We start from the raw sequence: 25635 nt of genomic DNA, 5'->3' as shown, positions 1-25635 counted from the left end.
ATGGTTAGAGGAATACGTGGAGCAATTACAATCAAATCGAATAATGAGAAAGATGTTTTAGAAGCTTCTAAGGAACTTGTGCAAGTTCTTATTTCAAGTAATCGTATTGAACCCGAAAACGTTGCACAAGTCCTTTTTACGGTAACAGAAGATGTCACAGCAGCCTTTCCAGCAAAAGTTTTACGAGAGTTTGAAGGATGGTCCTACGTACCGGTCGTGTGTGCTCAAGAAATACCTGTTCCGGGAAGCTTGCCTCTTTGTATAAGAGTATTGCTAACAGTAAACACAGATGTTAAGCAAAAAGAGGTAAAACATGCTTACTTACGAGATGCTGTGAAACTAAGACCTGATTTAACCTTGACGAATGAATAAGAAACAGGTAGACTAGGGGGCAGATGAGATGAAGAATTGTATATTCTTCTTAGCCTAGTTTAGAGTGATGAATTTTACTGTGAATTGTATGAATATTGAGATTAGTAGAGAATGAGATTGAGTTGAGGAGAGCTGAGTTTAGTAGAGGGATACGTGTAACCATTACCTCCTAAACATGTTTAGGAGGTTTATATAATTTTATCCTAGAACGTGTTTTTAGCACGTTACATTTTCCTACCCATATCTTCCCACTCATTTCATTCATTCCAAAAAGGAGTGATTGCAAATGATAACCCCAACATTCTTAGAGTTTGAAAAAGCAGCCAAATCGTACCATACTATCCCTGTTTTCCAACGTTTTTTTGCCGATGGTTTAACACCCGTCCAAATTGTACATCAGTTAGGTGAACAAGTTTCGTTTTTGCTTGAAAGCAAGGATGAACAATCTTCATGGTCTAGGTATTCTTTTATTGGGTTGAATCCGATGTTTGAGTTAACTGAAGAAAGTGGTGTATACCGTACGTATTCAAAGCATGGTGAAACCATAATTGAAGAACGAACGTTTCAAGGCGCTTTTGAAGAAACGATGAACTTTCTTAATGTACAGCCGATAAACATTCCAATCCCATTTAAAGGTGGAGCTGTAGGTTATATGAGCTACGATGCCATCGAGACCATTGAACCAACATTGGAAACGAATAGCCAAGAACGTCTGGCACATTACCAATTTTTATTTTGCCAAACATTGATTGCATACGACCATCAAGATAAAGAATTATCCGTCATCGTTCACGTTAGGCCAAATGAAGAAGAGACATTAGTAAATACGTACCACAAGGCAAGAGCCGAAATAAATAGATTATCTTCACTATTAGAAAAGCCGATAAGTGGAATGATGCTAAAAAATATTCCGAATACGAATGAAGAAGTATCCTTTGACCACGTAACATCAAATTACGAAAAAGAAGCGTTTCTTCAGGATGTTGAAAAAATAAAAGAATACATTTTGGCTGGAGATGTGTTTCAAACTGTATTATCACAACGTTTTGAAATGAACGTTTCTGCTTCTGCACTTGATGTATACCGAGTATTAAGGATGGTGAATCCATCACCATATTTATTTTACTTAAAGTTTGACCAAATGGAAGTTGTTGGTAGTTCGCCGGAAAGGCTAGTTCAAGTTCAAGATGGCCATGTTGAAATTCACCCGATTGCCGGAACGAGAAAAAGAGGCCGAAATGAAAAAGAGGATGAACAATTAGCTGAAGAATTGCTTGCTGATGAGAAAGAACGAGCTGAACACTATATGTTAGTCGATTTAGCTAGAAATGACGTGGGTCGCATTGCCGAATATGGGTCGGTTAAAACACCTACCATGTTATCAATTGAAAAATTCTCACATGTGATGCATATTGTCTCAAAAGTAACAGGGACTCTTCGCACTGGTACGAAGCCACTTGAAGCCCTCATGGCATCGTTCCCAGCTGGAACCGTTTCTGGAGCTCCGAAAATTCGAGCGATGGAAATTTTACAAGAATTAGAACCAACGAGAAGAGGTGTTTACGCAGGAGCTATCGGCTATCTTGGTTATGACGGAAATATTGACTCTTGCATAGCGATCCGAACGATGGTTATTCAAAATGGAAAAGCATATATTCAGGCTGGTGCGGGTATCGTTGCCGATTCTATCCCTGAGAAAGAATATGAGGAAACTCAAAACAAAGCGAAAGCGTTAATTCGAGCTGCTCAATTGGCAGAAAAGATGTTTGGGCAAAAGGGGGTTACGACAAATGCTTAAAGATATTCTTCGTTCTTGTATGGACGGACATACGATGACAGAAGTGCAAGCCGAGCAAACAATGAATGATATTATGGAAGGAAAGGCTACACAGAGTCAGATTGCGAGTTTATTAACGATCATGCGTTTTCGTGGGGAAACGGTAGATGAAATGACAGGGTTTGCGAGATCAATGCGATCTCATTCCCTTCGAATTCAAACCAATGATCATGGTGTTGTAGATACTTGTGGCACAGGCGGAGATGATTTAAGCACATTTAATATATCGACCGCTACAGCGATCGTTCTTTCAGGAATGGGTGTGCCTGTAGCGAAACATGGTAACCGTGCAGTGTCTTCTCAGAGTGGAAGTGCTGATGTCCTTGAAGTACTAGGTATTCCAACTCAGCAAACAAAAGAAGACGCTAAGCTTGCTCTTGATAGAGTAAATTTATGTTTCCTATTTGCCCCTCTTTATCATCAGTCGATGAAACATGCTGTCGCACCTAGAAAAGAAATTGGCTTTCGCACCGTTTTTAATTTATTAGGTCCGTTGACCAATCCAGCTGGTGCAAAACATCAGTTGATTGGGGTCTACGATAAAGAATTCGCCAACAAAATGGCAGAGACCTTGTTGCGTTTAGGAACGACCAAAGCATTGTTTGTTACAGGTGGTGACGGTTTGGATGAACTCTCGATTACAAGCGAATCTACTATTATAGAAGTTAATGGAAATGAGAAATTAAGCTATACGATTACTCCAGAGGATGTTGGTTTAAAAAGAGGAACACTTGATCAAATACGAGCGAATACACCATTAGAAAGTGCTCAAATCATTCAACAAGTATTTAAAGGTGAAGCGAACGAAGCGGCGAGTGGGATTGTCACACTGAATGCTGCTGCTGCGTTGTATGCCGGCAAACGTGTGAGTTCGATTGAAGATGGTGTAAAAGAAGTAAAGAAATCAATTGAGTCAGGTCAGATTTATCGTCATTACCAAACATTACAAAAGGAGAAACAGCAATATGCTTGAGAAAATATTAGAAACGAAACGTCAAGAAATTGTTCAATTAACCACATTACCTGAACAAATCAACGTCCGCCACTTTTCGCTTTTTGAAGCTTTAAGTCATCCCAATCGTTCTGTTGGATTGATAGCTGAAGTGAAAAAAGCTTCTCCATCAAAAGGAATTATTCGTGAGGATTTTGAGCCTGTTACTATTGCGACAGGCTATGAAAAAGGTGGAGCAGATGCCATATCGGTTTTAACCGATGTTTCTTATTTCCAAGGTCATCGTGACTATTTGACCGCCATTAAACAAGAAGTATCGATTCCCGTTATGCGAAAAGATTTTATTATAGACAAAAAGCAAATAGATGAAACGAAACGGATTGGTGCAGATGCAATGTTACTTATTGTTGGGACTGTTCCAGTCGAAGATTTAAAGCAGTTATACGACTATGCATATTCAATTGGACTTGAGTGTTTAGTTGAGGTTCATGCGAAAGAAGAGTTAGTAGAACTTCTTGCTTGTTTTACACCGAAAATAATTGGTGTGAATAATCGTAACCTCAAAACATTTGAAACGTCTTTAAGCCAGACAGAAGAAATGGCGTCATTAATTCCTGAAGGTAGCCTATTTGTAAGCGAGAGTGGGATCTTTCACCGAGAAGATATTGAGAGGGTAGGAAAAGTAGGTGCTTCTGGCATTTTGGTAGGAGAGTCATTAATGAGAGCTGAAAGCCCAGAAGTTGGAATTGCTGCATTGTTTGGAGGAGAAGCCATTGCGTCCTCTTCTTAAACTGTGTGGCAATCACTCTAATCAAGATACAAATCGATCATTACAGAGTTCTGCTGATTACATTGGATTTGTTTTTGCTAAAAGCAAACGTCAGGTTACGAGAGAGAAAGTGCAGGATTGGCTTTCGAACACTAGTAAGAATGACAAAAAGATTGTTGCGCTTTTTGTCAATGAACGAGCTGATCAAATTGAGGCAGCCCTCGATGGTCTACCAATTGATGTGATCCAATGCCACGGAGATGAATCGCCAGAAGAAGTCAAAGAAATAAAAATACGACTCGCATTACCGATTTTTAAAGCGATTCATCATCATGAAGATGCGTTAAAACGGATGAAAATGTTTGAAGGGATCGCGTCTGGCTATATTGTCGATTGCAAAGTGGGGAACCAATGGGGAGGTACAGGTGTTTCGTTTGACTGGACCACCATTCCTTCCTATTTGAAAGAAGGTAAAAGGCAAAAAGTACCAGTCTTTATTGCTGGTGGAATACGACCTGAAAATGTGGAAGAAGTATTAAAGTACGAACCGGATGGAATCGATGTTTCAAGTGGAATTGAAAAGAATGGAATGAAGTCTACTGAGCTTATCAGTCTGCTAGAAGAAAGGGTGAAAAGTTATGACTACAACGTACCCAGATAAAAATGGTCGCTTTGGTGACTTTGGTGGCAAATACGTTCCTGAGACATTAATGAATGCAATTGAAGAATTAGAAGCAGCGTTAGAAGAGGTGAGTCATGATGATGCCTTTGCTCTCGAATACATGACCCACTTGCAAGAATATGCAGGTAGCCTACGGCTCTTTCTTATGCTGAGAATGTAACCAAATTACTTGGTGGAGCAAAAATTTATTTAAAAAGGGAAGACCTCCTTCATACAGGTGCTCATAAGCTTAATAATGCAATGGGGCAAGCATTACTAGCTAAAAAAATGGGGAAAACAAAGATCGTAGCTGAAACAGGGGCTGGTCAACATGGAGTAGCGTCGGCCACAATTGCAGCTAAATTTGGACTTGAATGCAAAGTGTTCATGGGTGAAGAGGACATGGAACGGCAAGCCTTAAATGTGTTTAGAATGGAATTATTAGGCGCTGAGGTTATCCCTGCAACTTCAGGAAGCAAAACGTTAAAGGACGCAACGAATGAGGCAATTCGGTACTGGGTTGCCAATGCTGAAGATACGTTTTATTTAATCGGATCTGTAGTTGGTCCCCACCCTTATCCGAAAATGGTTCGAGATTTTCAAAGAATTATTGGAGATGAAGCAAAAAAGCAGTTCCAAGAAAAGGTAGGTCAATTGCCGAGTGAAATTATTGCCTGTGTCGGAGGCGGTAGCAATGCGATTGGGATGTTTTATCCGTTTTTAGAGGATCAGGTTAAATTGATTGGGGTCGAGGCAGCAGGACATGGTGTTGATTCAGACAAGCATGCCGCTACCATTACCCTTGGAAGAAAAGGGGTCATTCACGGTTCTCTTACGTATCTCTTACAAGATGAAGCTGGCCAGATTACGGAGCCATATTCAATCTCGGCTGGCCTTGATTATCCAGGAGTAGGTCCTGAACATGCTTATTTAGCAAGTAGCGGTCGTGTATCTTACGAGGCTGTAACAGATCAAGAAGCACTTGATGCCTTAAAGTTGCTATCAGAACAAGAAGGAATTATTCCTGCTATTGAATCTGCTCATGCACTTGCAAAAGCTTTTGAACGAGCGAAACAGCTAACACCAGATGATACCATCCTTGTGTGCTTATCTGGAAGAGGTGATAAGGACGTTCATACTTTAATGAAGCATTTTAGAGGTGATTCAAATGACGAATAAGCGAATGGATATAGCAACAAATACAGATCAACCGTTATTTATTCCTTTTATAACCGCAGGCGACCCGACAGGGGAAGCGACTGTAGATATTGCATTAACGTTAGAGGAAGCTGGTGCTAGTATTTTGGAGCTCGGAATCCCTTATTCAGATCCTTTGGCTGATGGACCGACTATACAAGCTGCTTCTAAACGAGCGTTAAACGGAGGTATGACCCTTGAAGCGGCACTCAATCTTGTTCCAAAAATGAGGGAGCGTGGATTGACGATTCCGGTTATTATTTTTACGTATTTCAATCCACTACTACAATACGGGGAAGAACGGTTTGTTAATGAGGCAGCTGAGCTTGGAATTGATGGATTGCTCGTCCCTGATCTACCATATGAGGAAAGTAATTATTTAGATAAATTATGTGATGATCATGATCTTTCCCTTATTTCGTTAGTAGCACCTACATCCAAACAAAGGATGGTGAAAATAGCCAAACGAGCGAAAGGCTTTTTGTATTGTGTGTCATCTTTAGGGGTTACAGGAGCTAGAAATGAGCTTGATCCTCGAGTGTATGACTTTTTAAAAACAGTCCGTGAAGCAAGTTCAATACCAACGGCTGTAGGATTTGGAATATCTTCGGCCGAACAAGTGAAAGTTATGCAAGAGTACGCAGACGGGGTAGTTGTTGGAAGTGCGCTCGTTACAGTTATTGGTGAACAAGAAGAAGCGCTAAAAAATGAGGAGACTCGGCCAGCGGCACTTATGAAAATAAAAACGTTTGTCTCTTCACTCATTTCGTCGTAACATAATAGGGAGACGAAATTTTAAAAATGAGGTGTAACCATGAAAGCTAAACCACAATTACATGGGTTGCCGTCTTATAAGCCAGGCAAGCCAATTGAAGAAGTGAAAAGAGAGTTAGGATTAACTAAAGTTGTCAAGCTTGCATCAAACGAAAATCCGTATGGTTCATCACCAAAAGCTGCAAAAGCGATTCAAGATGCCGCAGCTCAAACGGCTATTTACCCTGATGGGTACGCAGCGATGATTAGGGAAAAAGTTGCTACAAAAATTGGAGTTGACGAAAATCAGCTCATTTTCGGTAATGGATCTGATGAAGTAATTCAATTTTTATGCCGTGCCTTTTTGTCGCCTGAAACGAATACCGTAACAGCTGATCCAACTTTTTCTCAATATAAATTAAATGCAACAATTGAGGGGGCTGAAGTTCGAGAAGTACCTTCAGTTGATGGCGTGCACGATTTGGATGCAATGCTAGAAGCGATTGATGAACAAACGAGAATTGTTTGGGTTTGCAATCCTAATAACCCGTCTGGTACATATGTGAATGAAGCAGCATTTACGAACTTTTTAGAACGTGTCCCATCACACGTGCTTGTTGTTTCAGATGAAGCTTATTATGAATATGTAACGGCAAAGGATTACCCAGAAACATTGCCTTTACTAAAAAAGTATAACAATTTAATGATTTTACGCACATTTTCTAAAGCTTATGGGCTTGCAGCGTTACGCATTGGATATGGGGTAGGAAATCCAGATCTTATTTCTTTAATTGATCCAGTAAGGCCTCCGTTCAATAACACGACGTTTGCTCACGTGGCAGCTTCTGCTGCTTTAGACGATGATCAATTTATTGCTGATTGTGTTGAAAAAAACACAGCTGCCTTGAAGCAATTTGAACAATTTTGTGAAAATCATAATCTTACGTATTACCCATCGCAAACAAATTTCATTTTAATTGATTTTAATCGTTCTGGAGATGAAGTTTTTGATCTTCTATTAAAGAAAGGTTTTATTGTTCGTTCTGGACAGGCACTTGGTTTCCCGACATGTGTCCGGATTACAGTCGGAACAGAAGAAGAGAATAAGGAGCTGTTTGCTGTATTAGAAGAAATATTACATTCTAATAAAGTAGGACAGTAAGGAATAGAGAGAAAATTCGTCTTTCACACTTGATGAAGGACGTTTTTTCTTAAATAGGGGAAAGGGAGTTTGGCATGAAGCGAACGGTTTTTATAATAGGGCTCGGATTAATTGGTGGCTCCATTGCGCTGGCCATAAAGAAAGAGCATGATGTCCATATTCGCGGATTTGATATCTCTTTTGAGCAGGCAAAAGTGGCAATGTCATTAAAAGTGATAGATGAATCAGTCCTTTCTTTACAAGAAGGTGTGGAAGGAGCAGACTTAATTATATTTGCCACACCAGTCTTAAAAACGGAGCAACTATTGGAAGAACTTATTCAATATAACTTAAAAACAGGAGCCATTGTAACAGATGTAGGAAGTACAAAAGTACGGATTGTGAACAAAGCAAAAGGATTGCAACAAAAAAATGTAACGTTTATTGGAGGACATCCGATGGCCGGCTCGCATAAAAGTGGAGTCGAGGCGGCGCGTTCTCACTTGTTTGAAAATGCCTTTTACATTTTAACTCCAGGGCAAGGTTCAGATGTACGTTCCGTCATTCAGCTACAAAATTGGTTAAAAGGCACAAAAGCTAAATTCATTGAATTATCACCTGAACAACATGATCGCTTAGCTGGAGCAATTAGTCATTTTCCACATGTAATTGCTGCCAGTCTTGTTCACCAGATTGCTAAAATAGAAGGCGAAGATCCTCTTGTCTCTCGATTAGCTGCTGGAGGATTTAGAGACATTACTAGAATTGCTTCTGCTAGTCCTGCGATGTGGCGAGACATTCTTTTGCATAATAAGGATAGTTTACTTGATTTGCTTGACTCATGGACTGAAGAAATGCAAAGTGTTAGGAATTTAATTGAACAAGAAAGTGCTGATGCGATCTTTACATATTTTGAACAAGCAAAGCAGTTTCGAGATGGTCTACCGGCTCGAAAAAAAGGAGCAATCCCTTCTTTTTATGATTTATTTGTAGATGTGCCAGATCATCCTGGAGCTATTTCTGATGTGACAGGTATATTGGCACAGCATCAAATAAGTTTAACGAATATTCGTATTTTGGAAACACGTGAAGATATTATGGGGGTCCTTCGGTTAACATTTCGAACGGAGGATGATCGAGAGCGAGCGCAAATTCATTTAAAACAGGAATTGTATGATACCTATGTTTTATAACCAGCTTACCTGGTGAAAACGATAGAACATTAATCAAATATGAGGAGGAAAAGAATGACTACTGCTTTAGTAAAACAATCACAAGTTGGTTTAAATGGAACGATTCAAGTGCCTGGCGATAAATCGATTTCTCACCGAGCGGTTATGTTTGGTGCGATCGCAGAAGGTACGACGACTGTTGAAGGTTTTTTACCAGGCGAAGATTGCTTGAGTACGATTAGTTGCTTTAAAAAGTTAGGAATCCAAATTGAGCAAGCTGGTGACAAAGTAAAGATTGTTGGTAAAGGCTGGGATGGTTTGAGTGAACCTAGCGACATTTTGGACGTGGGGAATTCAGGAACAACAACGCGTCTTATAATGGGGATTCTGGCTACAAGACCGTTTCACTCTGTTATTATTGGTGATGATTCAATTGCAAAGCGTCCAATGGCACGTGTGACAGGACCTTTGCGTGAAATGGGAACGATCATTGATGGGCGTGAAAATGGGAATTTTACCCCTCTATCTATTCGGGGTGGTTCAACAAAAGGAATTCACTTTCAATCAAAAGTAGCAAGTGCTCAAGTGAAATCAGCTATTCTTCTTGCTGGTCTCCAAAGTGAGGGGGTTACATCTGTAACAGAACCTGCTTTGTCACGAGATCATACAGAAAGAATGCTTGAAGCATACGGAGTGCAGGTGAAGCGTAATGGGTTAACGGTTTCGGTAGAAGGGGGCCAATCTCTTACTGCTCAACATATCGTTGTTCCAGGTGATATCTCATCTGCAGCTTTTTTCTTAGTAGCCGGAGCAATCGTTCCAAATAGCAAGATCACGATTAAAGGAGTTGGGATGAATCCGACTCGCTCAGGGATTATTGATGTGCTCGATCAAATGGGTGCTTCCATGACGATTGACAATGAAACCACTGTTGGAGGTGAACCCATTGCCGACATTACTATCTCTACCTCTACTCTAAAAGGAATTGAAATTGGTGGTGATGTTATTCCGAGGTTAATTGATGAAATTCCTGTCATTGCGGTATTGGCTACTCAAGCACATGGAAAAACAGTTATTCGTGATGCGGAGGAGTTAAAAGTAAAAGAAACGAACCGAATTGATACCGTTGTGAGTGAATTAACTAAATTAGGTGCTTCCATTCAAGCAACAGATGACGGGATGATTATTGAAGGAAAAGCTGCACTTACAGGTTCTGTTGTTAGTAGTTTCGGGGATCATCGAATAGGAATGGCGATGGCTGTTGCTGGCTTAATTACTGAGGGCGACGTGCACATTAATCGGAGTGAAGCAATTGCAGTATCTTACCCGAACTTTTTTGAGCACATTGAGCAGTTACAAACGAAATAAAATAAATCAATTTAAGATCGAACAAGGGGAATTCGTTTCTCCTTGTTTTTTTGAACTTGCTTTTTCTTTCATAAGCGTTCATAAAAAAAATCCTCTGCTTGAAAACGTAAGCGTTTACAAACAGAGGTTTAGCAAAATGCTAAAATTGTATGGATAGGAGTGGAGAGAAACCATACGCTTATTTTTATTATATATAATTATAAAAGAATGTCAATGGTAAGTTTTAAAAAATTCCGACTTTAAATGTTGTTATGTTTCTTGTATATTCTTCGTTCTCATTCTGTCCTTTCTTACATAGCTTGTCTATAATAAATCATTTTTGAGGAGGAATGGGAATGTATTTATTAGATAAAGTGGTGAAAGTTGATGAAGAAAAGGATAAAATCCGGTCTTATTTAATTAATGAAGGACAAATTCAATATGTAACAACAGCATTTGAAAAATGGAACAAGCAAAGAGTGAACATGTCGGGAACGATCATGACAAATGGTCGAATTATGTTTGATGAGCATTTGCTAACGTCTCAAGATTTTCAAGCTTTTCAAGATAGACAGAGTCACCTTATCGAAAAAGGGTGTACAGCTGTAGCTGTTTCGCAAAAAGTACAGTATGAAAGAGAGATTGATTCAGACTTTAAACGTGCAAAACATGCAATGGCAAATAGTACGTTGGATTATTTGGTAGGGCTAACGTTACCGATAAGCCTATTGCGCCCTGCTGTTTTAAGGAAGTGTCAAAATCTTCGTATTCCATTCGTCCGAATCGAGATCGAATCATTTCAACAAATTCGATCGGTACCTTGGACACATATATCGCAAACATTATTAACATATCCTACTGTTCTCATACCGGTCATCTCCTCCTCTGTGTTACGATTGGAGGCTGCGTTATTAAAAGAATGGGAAAATCATTGTATGGATTTTCAAATCCATACTCATAATCCGCTAACAGCGATGGAAAAATGGGAAAAGCCTTTACTACAAAAAGTTGGATTGTATCCTCTTAAAGGAATGATGCTTGCTGGAAGCGACGTCGATTATCTTTTATTTTACGAAGATGCTGGTGACCACCTTTATGACTTGGATCAAAAAGTTGCGCATAAACAACGAATTAGTTATGATAAAAAAGATCCGGCTATTGTTGTAATTAAAGGTGAAATTGTAAAAGCGAATGAGTCGATATCGCTTAAGCCTGGTTACGGTCGCCTAATAGAAGTTAAGAAACCGGCAAGATTTTTATCATTGTCACATTTTTCTGATATGATGCCGCAACAGCAGATTAATGCATTTTAATGATACCTTTTTCGAATGCCGTCATTCACACGAATGATGGTTTTCTTCATTTTTGAAAAGGGGATAAATAATGAATGTCGAAAGTATGGACTAACAATGAAAATGGGGGAGTTATATGAATGTACTAGAAAAAGCTATGCAAGATATTGGAAGTGGTTATGTTGAAGAGGGACTTGCACAATTAGCTCGTCTTGAAGAGTCAGCTGACCATCAAATGAAGTATGACATTGCCGAATTATATCAGGAATTAGGTCATGTTGAAAAAGCGAAAAAAATCATTGACGAGTTGTTATTGCTTTATCCAGATGAAGGGAGCCTTTATGCGATGGCGGCCGAGCTTTTGATTGATCTTGATCAAGAAGATGAGGCAATTGAAATGCTATTAGAAATAAAAAAGGGGGACCAAGCCTTCTTGCAAGCTCAACTTTTGTTGGCAGATCTTTATCAAATGCAATCTCTTGATGAAGTAGCAGAACGAAAGCTATTATTAGCAGCTAAAGAAGCACCTGAAGAGACGATTATTTCTTATGGGCTTGGGGAATTTTATTTAGAAAGAGGAGATTACATAAAAAGCATCCCTTATTTAAAAAAAGCTGTGTACGCAAAAGATCCTCTTCCTAATACTCATGTTGAACTCTTATTGGCTGATGCATACAGTGCAAGTGGCCAGTTTGAGGATGCATTAGAATTTTATGAAAAAGGATTAAAAAAACACTTGGATCCAAATGCGTTATTTGGATACGGATTTACTGCATTTCAGCTTGGAGATTATGTGCTTGCGATTGAACAGTTTGAAGCCTTATTATCTCTAGATCCGGATTATTCTAGTCTTTATACGTACTTAGCTAAAGCGTATGAAGCAGAAGGAAGACTTCAGGAAGCATTTGAGACGTTAGAAAAAGGCATACAAGTAGATGAATTTAATGAGTCTTTATATATTCATGCAGGAAAATTACGATTCAAAAAGCAACAGCCAGAGGATGGAGTTAACTGGTTACGGAAAGTAATCGCCATAAACCCATCAAATGTAGAAGCTGTACAAACCCTTGCAGCATACTTTAAGCATAATGAATTGTATGAAGAGCTACTTGAATTGATCGAACACATACGCGAAATCGGAGAGGAAGATCTAATCTACACATGGTATGAAGCAACAGCATTGAAAGAATTGGATCATTTCGAGGAAGCCCTTGTTCGTTACCAAGAGATTGAACAACAACTTCAAGAAGATGAAGATTTCCTTGAAGAATATGGCTACTTTCTTTTAGAGTATGGACTACGTGAAAGAGCAATTGAGCATTTTAGAAAGCTGTTGACTCTTGAGCCAGGACGTGCTGATGTGGTTGAACTTCTTGAGAATCTACAATGAAATTTACTTTTTCAAAAGGAAAATGAAAAAATGTAGCGAATAGTAACATCATACAATCCACCAATTGAATACTCATATTCTAAGAAGGAAAATAGGAGGGGTGAAGCGTGGGCAACATCATTCCAGTTGTAGATAAAAAGGATTTCTTAAAAAATTTTTTGCAGCAGTTTGAACTAAAGAGACGAGAATGTGCATGGTTATTGAATTACCTAATGAGTGATGACGATTTAATGGAGCGAGTCCATTTTGTTGAACAAGCGGCGCATACTCCTAAAGCATTAATTATATCGGCTAAAGGAGTTGACAGTATTCCATTTTCTTTTCATAAAGAAAAGCACATTACTACAGACGCTGAAAAGGCGTTTCATGACATCCGCCTTAATCAAACTGAAGATATTTATATTGAACTTCATTTTAGTGGAGCTAAGCAGTACACCGTACCTTGTTGTCTTAGAAGACAATCCTCATATTCCTGAGAACATAGAGTTGGCAGTAGCCTTTCAAAAAGAAACTGAGTGGCTCCTTGATCGATCGCTAAAGTCATTTAGGAAAGAACGTTTGTTACAGGAAATTGATAAGGCTCTTGATGAGCAAGATAAAGATCTTTTTCATTCATTAGTTTGGGAGCTTCGTCATTTGGAGGATGTTTAATAGAGAGTGTTGGTGGTTAGTAAGAATAGTTTTGTACAAAGGCGACTCTTTTTGACCTTGGACAGTTATGGTATACTGTCAGCGTTTGGGAATAAAAAAAGAGTTGCTTTTTTTATTGTTCAAAAAAGGACAAGAATTTTGAAAGGTGTGTAATACATATGAAATGGCAAGCAACTGAAATGGATACTTATTTACAAGCGAAAGAGTACGTTGATACAGCAATTATTCCTCTCATTCCTTTGTCTTGGCAAAAGGATGTTAAACAAACAGTGGCTATGGGTGAGTTTATTTCCATCATAACGATGGAAGTTGAGAAACAATTTCATGGAAGAGTCGTACAGTTTCCTGGTTTTACGTATGTAAAGACAGAAGATATGAATAGTCGATTAGCCCGTATCGATAGTTGGGTAGATGAATTAAAAAAAGGCGGTATGAACCATATTATCTTCTTAACATCCGATGGAGAGTGGAAAGCAAAAGAAAATGAGTTAGAAGGTATGTTGCTATGGTTGCCAACCATCCCGCTTGAACATATGGACAATCAGCATAAAAAAGATGTCATCAATGATCAAATGAAACAAATGATCCCGATCTTGACAAATCAGTGGCAAGGGAAATAAATAAACGAAGAACTTGTGTATCGTTACCGTTTAGTCGTCCTTTTAAGACGTTAAAAAGGTGAAACAGCTTTCTGACCCATTTTTAAATTTTGATAAGTGAACATACTTTGATATGATAGTCAATGACATTTACTAGCTGTCCCTATTAAAAATATGCCGAATTTGTGCCAGAATGCGGAAAATGTTGCTTATTCATTCATGTTGTATTATCATGGGTATGTCCTAGTATTATATGTGCTAAATTTATGCCCTTTTTGGGCGACCTTATTGTGTTAGGGGGGAAAACGAGTGAGTGAAAAAGACCACAAAGTTTCACGGAGACAATTTTTAACATACACACTGATGGGTGTTGGTGGCTTTATGGCAGCAGGAGCAGTAATGCCAATGGCTCGATTTGCACTTGATCCTGCTCTAAGAGCTGGTGCGGAAACAGACCTAGTTTATGTATGTGATGTCGACGAATTAACTGACGAGCCGCAAACGTTCAGATTTTCTTTTGACCAAGTTGATGCATGGTATGAATCTGAAGTGACTCGTGAAGCGTTCATTTACATTCGTGATAATACAGTAACTGCTTTATCACCGACATGTACGCATTTAGGATGTACGGTTGCATATGGAACGCAAGATCCTAACGAATTTTATTGTCCTTGTCATTTCGGAAGGTTTGATAGAGATGGTATTAACGTTCCGGGTACACCTCCACAGCGTCCACTTGATGTGTATGAAGTTGTCGTGGAAGATGGAAAAGTATACTTAGGTCAAATTAATCAGCGAACATAAGGAGGGGCGTAATCGATGCTTCAAAAAATTTACGACTACGTTGATGAGCGTCTTGATATTACGCCGATGTGGCGCGATATTGCCGATCATGAAGTACCAGAGCATGTTAATCCAGCTCACCACTTCTCTGCGTTCGTGTACTGTTTTGGAGGGTTAACATTCTTTATTACAGTTATTCAGATTCTATCTGGAATGTTTTTAACGATGTACTACGTTCCGGATATTGTCAACGCTTATCAATCTGTAGCTTACTTGCAAAATGAAGTCGCTTTCGGTGTAATTGTACGTGGTATGCATCACTGGGGCGCAAGTTTAGTTATTGTTATGATGTTTTTACACACATTGCGTGTCTTCTTTACAGGTTCTTATAAGAAGCCTCGTGAATTAAACTGGGTAGTTGGTGTCCTTATTTTCTTTGTTATGCTTGCATTAGGAGTAACGGGTTACTTATTACCTTGGGATATGAAGGCATACTTCGCAACAGCGGTAGTACTTCAAATTGCTGAAAGTGTACCGATTGTTGGTGGATTCACAAAGACATTGCTTGCCGGTGGAGAAATCATTGGTGCTGCAACATTAGCTCGTTTCTTTGCGATTCACGTATTCTTCTTACCAGCAGCATTGCTTGGTTTACTTGCGGCTCACTTCTACATGATCCGTAAACAAGGTATTTCTGGACCGTTGTAAGATTTAAGACTCAAATGCTTTGAAAGCAGACAATTGAAAAGGAGGGAACGAGATGGAACGTGGTAAAGGGATGAAGTTTGTCGGTGACTCTCGTGTCAAGGCAAACAATCGCAAACCCAATATTCCTAAAGACTACTCGGAATATCCAGGTAAAACAGAAGCGTTCTGGCCGAACTTCCTCTTAAAAGAGTGGATGGTTGGTGCAGTATTCTTAATGGGTTACCTTCTCATCACGGTTGCTCATCCAGCACCGCTTGAGCGTATGGCTGATCCTACTGACGCTGGATATATTCCATTGCCTGACTGGTACTTCTTATTCTTGTATCAGTTACTAAAATATCAATATGCTTCTGGTGACTATAATGTGATCGGGACAATTGTTATGCCAGGACTTGCTTTTGGTGCGCTTTTACTAGCACCTTGGTTAGATACTGGGAAAGAGCGTCGTCCATTTAGACGCCCTATTGCATCTAGTATGATGATGTTAGGTTTCATTTCTATTTTCTATCTAACTTGGGAGTCTGTTGACCAGCATGACTGGGAAGCGGCTGCTCAACAAGGAGCGATTGTAGAAGAAGCTGATATTAATACTGATGCGGAAGGTTATGCGATTTACTCAGCACAAGCTTCATGTATTGGTTGTCATGGTGATACAATGACTGGTGGAGCGGGTGGACCATCTCTTCTAGATACAGAGAAAACTCCAGAAGAAGTTATGGACGTTATTATTAACGGTATTGGTTCCATGCCTGCTGGATTATTTGATGGATCAGATGAAGAGTTAGAAATTCTTGCTGAATACATTGCAGCTCACGGTCAACCTGAAGATGAATAAGAGAAAAGCTGACTGATTCAGTCAGCTTTTTTTGTACAAATGTGTAAGTATCACTTATTAGAAGGTAGGAAATACGATGGGAAAACATATCCTCTCACTCTTTGGTCAAAGATGGGTGATTGTGCTTCTCTTGCTCATTAACGTGCCTGGTACAATAGCTGGTTATCTTTGGTATCAATCTCAACTTGAATTAACACCGTCTCATTTCCTGTTATTTGTACCAGATAGTCCAACAGCTAGTTTTGTTTTTTGTGTTTGTCTTAATTGCTTTTTTATTTGGGCGTAATTGGCCATTATTTGAAGCGTTAGCAGCTGTTACACTGATTAAGTATGGAATTTGGGCTGTAGCTATGAACTTGGCAGGGGGTTGGGCGGGAGATACGTTAACTTTTAACAATTATATGTTAATTTTCTCCCATGCTGGTATGGCCATTCAAGCCGTTTTATATGCCCCATATTACCGAATAAAACCTTGGCATTTAATTGTAGCATCTGTATGGACTTTACATAATGATATCATCGACTATGTATTTATGATGCACCCATGGGTATCAGCTCGATTGATGCCGGAAATCGAGCTGATCGGTTATTTTACATTTTGGCTCAGTATCTTTTCCATTACGGTTGTTTATTTGTTGAGTGTAAGAAAAAATCGTCTTACTCTTGAAATTCAATAACAGTTTGTCTCTCTTTCTTGGTCTACTCTTGTCCATCCTTTCATAGGATGTTATGAGAAGAAGGAGGGACAAACATGCGTCAAGTAATTATGGCAATGGTTGCCGTACTCGTTTTTATATTTCCGGTTAGTATGAAAGCGGATGAAACACCATCGCAGCATACATGGAAAGAATTAAATCACATATCCGACCAAATCCTTCAGTTAGTGAAGCAAGAGAATTATGATGAAGCTAAGCAAATGTTGGATTATTTTTCTGTATCGTTTTTAGATATTGATTTTCAGGAAGAAGGCGTAACGATGACTTCATTACGAACTGTCACTGGGTCCTTTGAAAGTGCAGTTGATGCTGTTACAGCTATAGATATGGCAGTGGATCAACGAGTTTATAAAGTAACAGCGTTTCGTTTAGCTGTTGACGCCCTCTCTAGCGAACATCATCCACTCTGGTTGCAAACAGAAAAATCTGTAATGAATGCACTTGCATCTATGAAAGAAGCGTATTCAGATGGTGAGAATCAAGCTTATCAACATCGATTTAATGAATTTTTGCGTCATTATGAGATGATTAGGCCAGCGCTCTTTATAAATCTTGAGCCACAGCAATTGCAAAAAATTGATTCGCAAGTGACGTTTTTAGAACGCATGAGATCAGAGTCAGTGGATCAAGATAAAGTCATCTCGCATATTGAATTGATGGAGAGCGAATGGGGAAATCTTTATCAGCGAGTAAAAGAAGATGCTGCTGATCCTTCGTTGTGGTGGGTTATGTTTACAATTGGTGGAATGATCACGATGTCGCTTTCGTATGTGGGGTACCGTAAATACAAAGCGGAAAAGCAGAAGGTACGAGTGAAGGAATAATCGTGTGACAATTTTGTGAGAACTATGTGAAACCACTGCTTTGATAGGGTTTTTGTTTGACTTTGTTTGATGTTCTAATTTAAAATGTTAGTAAGAACTTACAACAGAGGTGATACATTCAATGTCAATGGCGTTTATCGTTTATTTTATCCTTCTCCTCATCATTCCGATTTGGGCACAGATGAGAGTGAAAGGTGCTTACAAAAAATATTCTCAAGTTCACGCATCTTCTGGCCTAACTGGTGCACAAGTAGCAAGAAAAATTTTGGATGATAACGGATTGTACGATGTTCGAGTGGAAGAAACTCGTGGAACATTAACAGATCATTACGATCCTCGTTCGAAAGTCGTTCGTCTTTCTACGGACAACTACTATGGTACATCTGTTGCTGGCGCTGCAGTTGCTGCCCATGAAGTTGGTCATGCGATGCAAGATGCAGAAGATTATGCTTTTCTTCGATTCCGTCATGCTCTTGTTCCCGTTGCTAGTTTCGGATCAAATGCGTCGTTCTTTCTCATTATAGCTGGTATCTTAATGAGTCTCCAAGGTCTTCTTCTACTAGGTATTTTTGCAATGGCAGCAGCTGTTCTGTTCCAATTGGTAACTTTACCAGTAGAATTCAATGCTTCAAGCCGGGCGATGGAACAAATTGTTTCCACGGGAGTGATCCGCAATGATGAAGAGCGCGATACTCGTAAAGTTTTAAATGCTGCAGCATTAACATATGTTGCTGGTGCGCTTGTTGCTCTGTTAGAGCTTGTTCGTTTTATACTAATGTATATCGGTATGAACGGTGATGATTAAAAAGCTTGGGGCTTATGCTCCAAGCTTTTTAATGTTGTAACGGTTTTTTGTTTTCGTCTAATGTAAAGCCTTCTCCAATTACATCTTGCACATCGTTTACTGTTACAAAGGCATGTGGGTCAATTCGTTCGACTAATGTTTTCAAACGAATAAGTTCGTTACGCCCGACAACGCAGTATAAGATTTCCTTGTCGCTTCCTGTAAAGCTTCCTTTTCCTTTCAGAATTGTGGCACCGCGGTCCATCTCTTTCATAATGGCTTCTGCTATTTCTGGAACTTTATCAGAAATAATATGCGAAGCCTTTGCTGAATAAGCACCTTGTTGAATAAAATCAATCACTTTTGCCGCGACAAAAACAGCTAAAAGAGTGTACATTGCTTCGCGGTAATTCAAATAAATAAGAGATGTCGCAATAACCATAGCGTCAAAGAGAAACATCGTTTTCCCCATGCTCCAACCAAGATATTTAAACCCAAGCTTTGCAATAATATCGACGCCTCCGGTTGTGCCTCCATACCGAAAAACTATTCCAAGTCCAACACCGATAAAGACACCAGCAAATAAGGCTGCTAATGTTAAATCATCATGCAAAGGAATGGAGAGAAATCGGTACCTTTGAAAAACTTCTAAAAAAAACGAAACGGCAACGGTACCAATAATTGTATAAATGAACGTTACTCTCCCTAGAACTCTCCAACCAATAAAAAAAAGAGGAATATTTAAAATTAAATTGGAGATGGCTGGATTGATGAAAAACATAAAATAAAGAATTAATGTAATACCAGTAAATCCGCCATCAGCTAGATTGTTTTCCATATTAAAATAAACAAGGCCAAACGATAATATAGCCGAACCTAATAGAATAAAAAGTATATTTTTAAAACGAACCTTGTAAGCCATTTAGTCCTCCATATGATAAAATACAATTATAAATCCGATGCTCTTTCTCTTATAAAATAGAGAGAGCGTTTGAAGATCAACACAATATCGTCTATTATAGTAAAATTACCATTTAACGGCAAATTATTTTTTTATTTGTCAAATGAACCACATTTCGCTAACATGAGAGAGTGTGAGGTGACACAAGTGGATGATAAGTCAATGAAACGAATGCAAGAAGAAGTAGATCAATACATAAGTCAATTTAAGGAAGGCTATTTTAGCCCGCTTGCAATGCTTGCTCGAATGAGTGAAGAGGTGGGAGAGCTTGCTCGCGAAGTAAACCATTACTACGGAGAAAAGCCAAAAAAAACGACAGAACAAGAGCGTACAATGGAGCAAGAAATGGGCGATATTTTGTTTGTTCTTATCTGCTTTGCTAACTCATTACATATTGATTTAGAAGAAGCTTTTGATCTGGTAATGGAAAAGTTTGAAACACGAGATAAAGATCGATGGACAAGAATAGAAGAAGAGGGTGTACCAAATGAGTAAAGTAAGAATTGTTATTGCAGGACCTAGAGGGAATATGGGAAAAGAAGCAGTAAATATGGTCGTTCATACAGATGATTTTGAACTAGTGGCAACGGTTGACTCAAAGCATGATGGCATGAAACTGAGTGAACTTGACGGGTTTCATCAAGTTGAAGTTCCGATTTATACAGATATGCAACGTTGTTTTGAAGAAAATCAAGTAGATGTTCTAATTGATTTAACAGCTCCGGCCTTTGGGAGAAAGCATATGGAAATTGCTTTTTCTAACGGAGTCCGTCCGGTTGTCGGAACAACTGGTTTTACTGACGAAGATATTACGCAGTTAAGAGGACTTGCTGAAGAGAAAGGACTTGGAGCTATCATCGCCCCGAATTTTGCGATTGGAGCCATCTTAATGATGAAATTCTCTCAAGTTGCGGCCAAATACATGCCAGATGTTGAGATTATTGAGCAACATCATGATCGGAAATTAGATGCACCATCCGGAACAGCTGTTAAAACGGCGCAGCTCATTTCAGAAGTGAGAGAACAAAAAACGCAAGGCCATCCTAATGAGAAAGAAGAGTTACAAGGGGCAAGAGGGGCAGATTTTGAAGGAATGAGAATACATAGTGTTAGATTACCTGGACGTGTAGCTCATCAAGAAGTAATATTTGGAGGTGACGGCCAAACATTAACGATTCGTCATGATTCGATCAATCGAACGTCCTTTATGCCTGGTGTTAAATTAGCTGTTGAATCGGTGCTACGCATTGATACGCTAGTATACGGATTAGAACATATTATTGAGTAAGAACAATTCGTTAAGGGGGAGAAATACGAATGAGAATCGCACTTATTGCCCATGACAAGAAAAAAGAGGAAATGGTCCAATTCGCTACTGCCTATGAGCATATTTTAGCGAAACATGAATTGTTTGGAACAGGTACGACAGGAACGCGGATTATGGAGGCAACTGAGCTAACGGTTACTCGCTTTAAATCAGGACCACTTGGTGGAGACCAACAAATTGGAGCTTTAGTGGCTGAAAATAAATTTGATTTAATTTTATTTTTCCGGGATCCTTTAACGGCTCAGCCTCATGAACCAGATGTAACGGCTCTTATTCGTTTATGTGATGTGCGCAAAGTGCCACTTGCAACGAATATTGGAACAGCTGAAGTGTTAATAAAAGGGTTAGAGCGCGGTGATTTTGCATGGCGTGAAGCTGATAAGGACGAATACAATGACTAGTTTAGATATTCTTGCTTTTGGTGCCCATCCCGATGATGTTGAAATCGGGATGGGTGCAACTTTAACTAAGTATGCGGGTCTTGGCTATAAAGTAGGAATTTGTGATTTGACGATGGCGGAATATTCTTCTAACGGTACGGTTGAAACGAGGCAAGAAGAAGCAAAACGGGCAGGAGAAATTTTACGCCTTTCAAAGCGAGTTCAACTTTCACTTTCAGATCGAGGCTTACAATATGTAACGAAAGAAGAGCTTGCAGAAGTAGTCTCTGTAATCCGAACATATAGACCGAAAATTATTTTCTCTCCATATACGGTGGACCGCCACCCAGACCACTCGGCTTGCACAAACGTTGTGGTAGAAGCGGCTTTTAATGCGGGAATAAAGCGTTATGACTGTGCAAAGAGGTTAGCAGCATTTCGTCCAAATCAACATCATATGTACTTTATTAACGGGTATGACCGACCCGATTTCGTTGTAGATGTATCTAATGAATATCATACCAAGTTGAAGTCATTAGAGGCTTATGAAAGTCAATTTACTTCATCTGTAGATTCAGTAGAAACCCCTTTAACAAATGGGTACATTGCAACTGTAGAATCAAGGGAGCGATTGTTCGGTAAAGAGGTTGGCGTGAAATTTGCTGAAGGTTTTAAAACGACAAAACCATTACTCATTCCGAACATGCTTGAGGGAAAGGAACGTTAACATGAGCTTGAAAATTGGGATTAGTTGTTATCCAACTGTTGGGGGATCAGGAGTGATCGCTACTGAACTTGGAAAGTTATTAGCAGAACGAGGACATGAAGTTCATTTTATTACATCAAGCGTTCCTTTTCGGCTAGATCGTGTTTATCCAAACATTTATTATCATGAAGTGGAAGTCAATCAATATTCTGTTTTTCAATATCCTCCTTATGACCTAACTTTAGCTAGTAAGATGGCAGAAGTAGTAAAACGCCAAAAGTTGGATCTTATTCACGTTCATTATGCTGTTCCGCATGCTATTTGTGCCATATTAGCAAAACAAATGGTCGATCATGATGTGAAAATTATAACAACCTTGCATGGAACAGATATAACAGTGTTAGGGTATGATCCGTCACTCAAGGACATTATCAAATTTGGAATTGAACAATCCGATCTTGTGACAGCTGTTTCAGATAAGTTAGTTCAGCAAACTCGTGAGCTTGTCTCAACGGAAAAGTCGATTGAAACGGTATACAATTTCATTGATGAGCGTGTATACATGAAACTCGATGTAGCTGATTTAAAAAGACATTATCATTTGCAGGATGACGAGCGTGTCATCATTCATATTTCTAATTTCCGTCCAGTGAAACGGATACCTGATGTGATAAACAGTTTTGCCAAAATAGCAGAAACGATCAAATCCAAATTACTTTTAATTGGCAATGGGCCGGAGCTTGCAATTGCGAGACAATTGACAAAGAAATTACATATTGAAGACAAAGTATTGTTTTTAGGGAACCAAAAACATATTGCTGAATTACTATCGATGAGTGACCTTATGCTACTTTTAAGTGAAAAGGAAAGTTTTGGACTAGTTGCACTAGAAGCAATGGCTTGTGGTGTACCAGTAATAGGAACGAACACAGGGGGAATTCCTGAAGTCATTGTTGATGGGGAAACAGGGTATCTTTGTGACATAGGTGACATCGACTGTGTAGCAGAAAAAGCTATTTCTCTCTTACAAGATGATGCCAGTTATGAAGCCTTTTCGCTTCGGGGTATTGAACGAGTGAAAAAGGTATTTCACTCGCAAATTATTGTCTCAAAATATGAAGAGTTATACGACCGAATCTTAACTAGTGAGTCATTGTAGAAAAGAGGAAGCATAGTGGTAAGTGGATGGGAAAAAGCCAAAAAGATCTTACATACATTACAACTTCATGGATACGAGGCCTATATTGTGGGCGGTGCAGTCCGCGATTTGATATTAAAAAGAGAGATTTCAGATGTTGATATTGTGTCGACTGCGACGCCTCGAGAAGTGGCAAGCTTATTTCCAAAAACGTATCAATTAAACAATATACACGAGACCATCCTTGTAAGAGAGGGAAAAGAGCAATTTGAAATAACCACAATTCGAGGTCATTCTATTGAAGCTGATGTAAAGAGGAGAGATCTGACCATAAATGGATTGCTGCTTGATCAAAATGAAAAAGTAATTGATCACGTGTCCGGTGTAAATGATCTTGCTACAAAGAAATTGAGATCAACTCTTCCATATGAACGTATGACAGAAGATCCTTTAAGAATGTTACGAGTTTGTCGTTTTGTAAGTGATTTAGGTTTTTCAGTCGATCCAAAGCTGTATGAGACCATTGTTGAAGAGAGAGAACGCATTTATACTGTTGCCATTGAACGTATTATGAAAGAATGGGTCAAACTGTTAAAAGGGGAGTATAGAAATCAAGCTTTATGTATACTTCAACAAACGGAGCTATACCGGTCACTTCCACAGATGAACTTAACAGAACATTCTTTGGAACAACTCAGTCATTTAAGTTCATTGTCTAACGAATCAAACCTTATTACATTAACGGCTTTTTGTTTTTGCCTTGAGCATGTAGATGAAGGTTACTTAAAAAGGCTTGCTTTATCCAATGAACTTTCTAAAAACATCCGAGTTCGCCTAACGTATATTAAAAAGAGAAACGATCAAGTATGGACGCCACTTGACCTTTATTATTCTTCGTTAGAAGTTGCGTATGATGTGGAAAGGCTCCGTTCACTTTTAGGTCTAGAAACGCAGAGTTCATTACAACTAAAGGCCATGTGGGATTCTTTGCCGATTCACCATAGGTCTGAGCTTGCTGTAACAGGCCGTGACCTGTTACAAGACGATCAAAAGGAACCAGGGCCATGGATGAAAGAGGCACTAGACACTGCTGAGCGTCTAGTTGTTTTAGGAACATGTCAAAACGATAAGAAAGAATTAATTCAAGTTTTGTTTGGGGAGGAGGGGCAAACATGAAAGAGAAACTGCTAAAAATATTTGCAGAACACTCAGATCAATTTGTTTCAGGGGAAAAAATCAGCCAGCAATTAGGCTGCACGAGAACGGCTGTTTGGAAGCATATTGATGAATTAAGAAAAAATGGGTACGAGCTAGAGTCTGCTCCGCGTAAAGGATATCGTTTAATTCGAAAAGGTGATGGGATCCATTCCCACGAGGTAAAAGTCGGACTAACAACCAAAAGAATTGGTCACGAAATAACCTATTTTGACGAAACGGACTCAACGCAGTACACAGCTCATAAACTTGCACAAGAGGGAGCCAAGGAAGGGCATGTTGTCATTGCCAATGAACAAACAAAAGGAAAAGGGAGACTTGGCCGCCAGTGGTTCTCTAGGAAAGGGACAAGTGTGTCGATGAGTTTGATACTTAGGCCTGAACTCCCTCCTCAAAAAACGCCCCAATTGACTTTATTAACAGCTGTATCTGTCGTCAGAGGTTTGAAAAAAGCGACGGGAATCGACTGTGATATCAAGTGGCCGAATGACATTCTTATTAATGGAAAAAAGCTTGTTGGTATCTTAACAGAAATGCAAGCTGATCCAGATCGTGTAAACTCGATCATTATTGGAATTGGGATGAATATTAATCAACATCATGACGATTTCACTCCTGAAATAAGAGAGCTTGCTACATCAGTTGCTCTTGTCAAAGGAAAAAATGTTGATCGTGCGAAGATCATCGCAGCGGTATTGAATGAATTTGAACAATTATACGATTTGTACATAGAAAGAGGATTTGATTTAATTCGGCCTCTTTGGGAGGCTCATTCCGTAAGTGTAGGAACTTTTATCTATGCTAGAACGATGCGTGAAGTCATTTACGGTTTCGCAAAAGGGATTACAGAAGATGGAGTTTTACTTTTAGAAGATGAAAAAGGTAAAGTACATGAGATCTACTCTGCTGATATTGAAATTGCTTCCCAAGCTGATTCATAATCTGTTATACTTTTGTGGAATGGGCGGTATCCAATTGGAACTGCACCGCAACAACAATTAAAGCGGATCTGCCTTGATCCAATTAAGGACTAGGACAGAGGGGTTCATGTTCATACGTTATAGTGCAAACGAATAGCCTTCGTATGCAGCTAAAAGCCTGCCCTCTTGTCATACACAATAAGTG

General features: G+C 39.2%; 25 protein-coding genes and 3 pseudogenes. 27 read left to right on the top strand and 1 reads right to left on the bottom strand.

The window, feature by feature from the left end; all coding sequences use genetic code 11:
- The 20 genes and pseudogenes from aroH (at window position 1) to JCM9140_RS04510 (ending at window position 18804) form a co-directional block, all read left to right on the top strand.
- Window positions 1-372: a chorismate mutase gene (gene aroH / locus JCM9140_RS04605; protein WP_034742967.1), complete on the top strand. Its 372-nt coding sequence runs from the start codon at window positions 1-3 to the stop codon at window positions 370-372.
- A 286-nt stretch (window positions 373-658) separates the two neighbouring features.
- Entirely contained in the window at window positions 659-2170 is a 1512-nt protein-coding gene (gene trpE / locus JCM9140_RS04600; protein ID WP_173585931.1) for an anthranilate synthase component I, read from the top strand.
- Entirely contained in the window at window positions 2163-3182 is a 1020-nt protein-coding gene (trpD, locus tag JCM9140_RS04595; RefSeq protein WP_034742965.1) for an anthranilate phosphoribosyltransferase, read from the top strand. The genes trpE and trpD overlap by 8 nt, the downstream gene beginning before the upstream one ends.
- Window positions 3175-3951, top strand: coding sequence for an indole-3-glycerol phosphate synthase TrpC (gene trpC, locus JCM9140_RS04590; protein WP_034742963.1), 777 nt, complete (start codon window positions 3175-3177; stop codon window positions 3949-3951). The genes trpD and trpC overlap by 8 nt, the downstream gene beginning before the upstream one ends.
- Window positions 3935-4591, top strand: coding sequence for a phosphoribosylanthranilate isomerase (locus JCM9140_RS04585; RefSeq protein ID WP_034742961.1), 657 nt, complete (start codon window positions 3935-3937; stop codon window positions 4589-4591). Before trpC ends, JCM9140_RS04585 begins: the two co-directional genes overlap by 17 nt.
- A pseudogene (trpB, locus tag JCM9140_RS04580) lies at window positions 4569-5770 on the top strand (tryptophan synthase subunit beta). The gene JCM9140_RS04585 and the pseudogene trpB overlap by 23 nt, the downstream one beginning before the upstream one ends.
- Window positions 5760-6563 carry a tryptophan synthase subunit alpha gene (trpA, locus tag JCM9140_RS04575; protein WP_235715274.1) on the top strand — a complete coding sequence of 268 codons (804 nt, stop codon included), beginning with the start codon at window positions 5760-5762 and terminating at the stop codon, window positions 6561-6563. Before trpB ends, trpA begins: the two are co-directional and overlap by 11 nt.
- A 39-nt stretch (window positions 6564-6602) precedes the next feature.
- Entirely contained in the window at window positions 6603-7703 is a 1101-nt protein-coding gene (hisC, locus tag JCM9140_RS04570) for a histidinol-phosphate transaminase (protein WP_034742959.1), read from the top strand.
- Between the two features lie 74 nt (window positions 7704-7777).
- On the top strand, window positions 7778-8875 hold the full coding sequence (locus JCM9140_RS04565; RefSeq protein WP_034742957.1) for a prephenate dehydrogenase: 1098 nt from the start codon (window positions 7778-7780) through the stop codon (window positions 8873-8875).
- A 54-nt stretch (window positions 8876-8929) separates the two neighbouring features.
- Window positions 8930-10222: a 3-phosphoshikimate 1-carboxyvinyltransferase gene (gene aroA, locus JCM9140_RS04560; RefSeq protein WP_034742954.1), complete on the top strand. Its 1293-nt coding sequence runs from the start codon at window positions 8930-8932 to the stop codon at window positions 10220-10222.
- A gap of 335 nt (window positions 10223-10557) precedes the next feature.
- A complete protein-coding gene (locus tag JCM9140_RS04555; RefSeq protein WP_034742952.1) occupies window positions 10558-11514 on the top strand; it encodes a hypothetical protein in 957 nt (318 codons plus the stop codon).
- 115 nt (window positions 11515-11629) lie between these two features.
- On the top strand, window positions 11630-12883 hold the full coding sequence (locus tag JCM9140_RS04550) for a tetratricopeptide repeat protein (RefSeq protein ID WP_034742950.1): 1254 nt from the start codon (window positions 11630-11632) through the stop codon (window positions 12881-12883).
- A gap of 107 nt (window positions 12884-12990) precedes the next feature.
- A pseudogene (locus JCM9140_RS04545) lies at window positions 12991-13534 on the top strand (ReoY family proteolytic degradation factor).
- Between the two features lie 158 nt (window positions 13535-13692).
- Window positions 13693-14154, top strand: a complete 462-nt coding sequence (locus JCM9140_RS04540; protein WP_034742948.1) for a YpiF family protein — start codon at window positions 13693-13695, stop codon at window positions 14152-14154.
- A gap of 288 nt (window positions 14155-14442) precedes the next feature.
- Window positions 14443-14937, top strand: a complete 495-nt coding sequence (locus JCM9140_RS04535) for a Rieske (2Fe-2S) protein (protein WP_034742945.1) — start codon at window positions 14443-14445, stop codon at window positions 14935-14937.
- A gap of 15 nt (window positions 14938-14952) precedes the next feature.
- Window positions 14953-15624, top strand: coding sequence for a menaquinol-cytochrome c reductase cytochrome b subunit (gene qcrB / locus JCM9140_RS04530; protein ID WP_034628475.1), 672 nt, complete (start codon window positions 14953-14955; stop codon window positions 15622-15624).
- A gap of 52 nt (window positions 15625-15676) precedes the next feature.
- The gene (locus tag JCM9140_RS04525; protein WP_034742942.1) at window positions 15677-16459 is read left to right on the top strand and encodes a menaquinol-cytochrome c reductase cytochrome b/c subunit; all 783 of its coding nucleotides are present in this window, start codon (window positions 15677-15679) and stop codon (window positions 16457-16459) included.
- A gap of 76 nt (window positions 16460-16535) precedes the next feature.
- A pseudogene (lhaT, locus tag JCM9140_RS04520) lies at window positions 16536-17136 on the top strand (lipoprotein heptaprenylglyceryl N-acetyltransferase LhaT).
- Window positions 17137-17210: 74 nt separating this feature from the next.
- On the top strand, window positions 17211-17999 hold the full coding sequence (gene ypjB / locus JCM9140_RS04515; protein ID WP_034742940.1) for a sporulation protein YpjB: 789 nt from the start codon (window positions 17211-17213) through the stop codon (window positions 17997-17999).
- Window positions 18000-18126: 127 nt separating this feature from the next.
- A complete protein-coding gene (locus JCM9140_RS04510) occupies window positions 18127-18804 on the top strand; it encodes a zinc metallopeptidase (RefSeq protein WP_034743051.1) in 678 nt (225 codons plus the stop codon).
- Between the two features lie 28 nt (window positions 18805-18832).
- On the opposite strand, the gene JCM9140_RS04505 is transcribed toward JCM9140_RS04510, so the two are convergent.
- The gene (locus JCM9140_RS04505) at window positions 18833-19705 is read right to left on the bottom strand and encodes a YitT family protein (RefSeq protein ID WP_034742937.1); all 873 of its coding nucleotides are present in this window, start codon (window positions 19703-19705) and stop codon (window positions 18833-18835) included.
- A 162-nt stretch (window positions 19706-19867) separates the two neighbouring features.
- On the opposite strand from JCM9140_RS04505, the gene JCM9140_RS04500 reads away from it, so the two are divergent.
- The 7 genes from JCM9140_RS04500 to JCM9140_RS04470 are packed head-to-tail and all read left to right on the top strand — an operon-like array spanning window position 19868 to window position 25451.
- A complete protein-coding gene (locus JCM9140_RS04500; protein WP_034743049.1) occupies window positions 19868-20239 on the top strand; it encodes a nucleotide pyrophosphohydrolase in 372 nt (123 codons plus the stop codon).
- On the top strand, window positions 20232-21032 hold the full coding sequence (dapB, locus tag JCM9140_RS04495; RefSeq protein WP_034742935.1) for a 4-hydroxy-tetrahydrodipicolinate reductase: 801 nt from the start codon (window positions 20232-20234) through the stop codon (window positions 21030-21032). Before JCM9140_RS04500 ends, dapB begins: the two co-directional genes overlap by 8 nt.
- A gap of 29 nt (window positions 21033-21061) precedes the next feature.
- Window positions 21062-21472 carry a methylglyoxal synthase gene (locus JCM9140_RS04490; protein WP_034742932.1) on the top strand — a complete coding sequence of 137 codons (411 nt, stop codon included), beginning with the start codon at window positions 21062-21064 and terminating at the stop codon, window positions 21470-21472.
- Entirely contained in the window at window positions 21465-22178 is a 714-nt protein-coding gene (gene bshB1, locus JCM9140_RS04485; protein WP_034742929.1) for a bacillithiol biosynthesis deacetylase BshB1, read from the top strand. The genes JCM9140_RS04490 and bshB1 overlap by 8 nt, the downstream gene beginning before the upstream one ends.
- A 1-nt stretch (window position 22179) precedes the next feature.
- Window positions 22180-23316 (top strand): N-acetyl-alpha-D-glucosaminyl L-malate synthase BshA, encoded by a 1137-nt coding sequence (bshA, locus tag JCM9140_RS04480; RefSeq protein WP_034742903.1) that lies wholly within the window; start codon window positions 22180-22182, stop codon window positions 23314-23316.
- A 15-nt stretch (window positions 23317-23331) separates the two neighbouring features.
- On the top strand, window positions 23332-24471 hold the full coding sequence (locus tag JCM9140_RS04475) for a CCA tRNA nucleotidyltransferase (protein WP_034742900.1): 1140 nt from the start codon (window positions 23332-23334) through the stop codon (window positions 24469-24471).
- On the top strand, window positions 24468-25451 hold the full coding sequence (locus JCM9140_RS04470) for a biotin--[acetyl-CoA-carboxylase] ligase (RefSeq protein ID WP_034742897.1): 984 nt from the start codon (window positions 24468-24470) through the stop codon (window positions 25449-25451). Before JCM9140_RS04475 ends, JCM9140_RS04470 begins: the two co-directional genes overlap by 4 nt.
- Window positions 25452-25635: the final 184 nt, after the last annotated feature.

This window comes from Halalkalibacter wakoensis JCM 9140, assembly GCF_000513095.1.
GTDB classification, from domain to species: domain Bacteria; phylum Bacillota; class Bacilli; order Bacillales; family Bacillaceae_D; genus Halalkalibacter; species Halalkalibacter wakoensis.
Note: the sequence above shows the minus strand (reverse complement) of the source record. Positions and strands in the feature narration are given on the sequence as shown.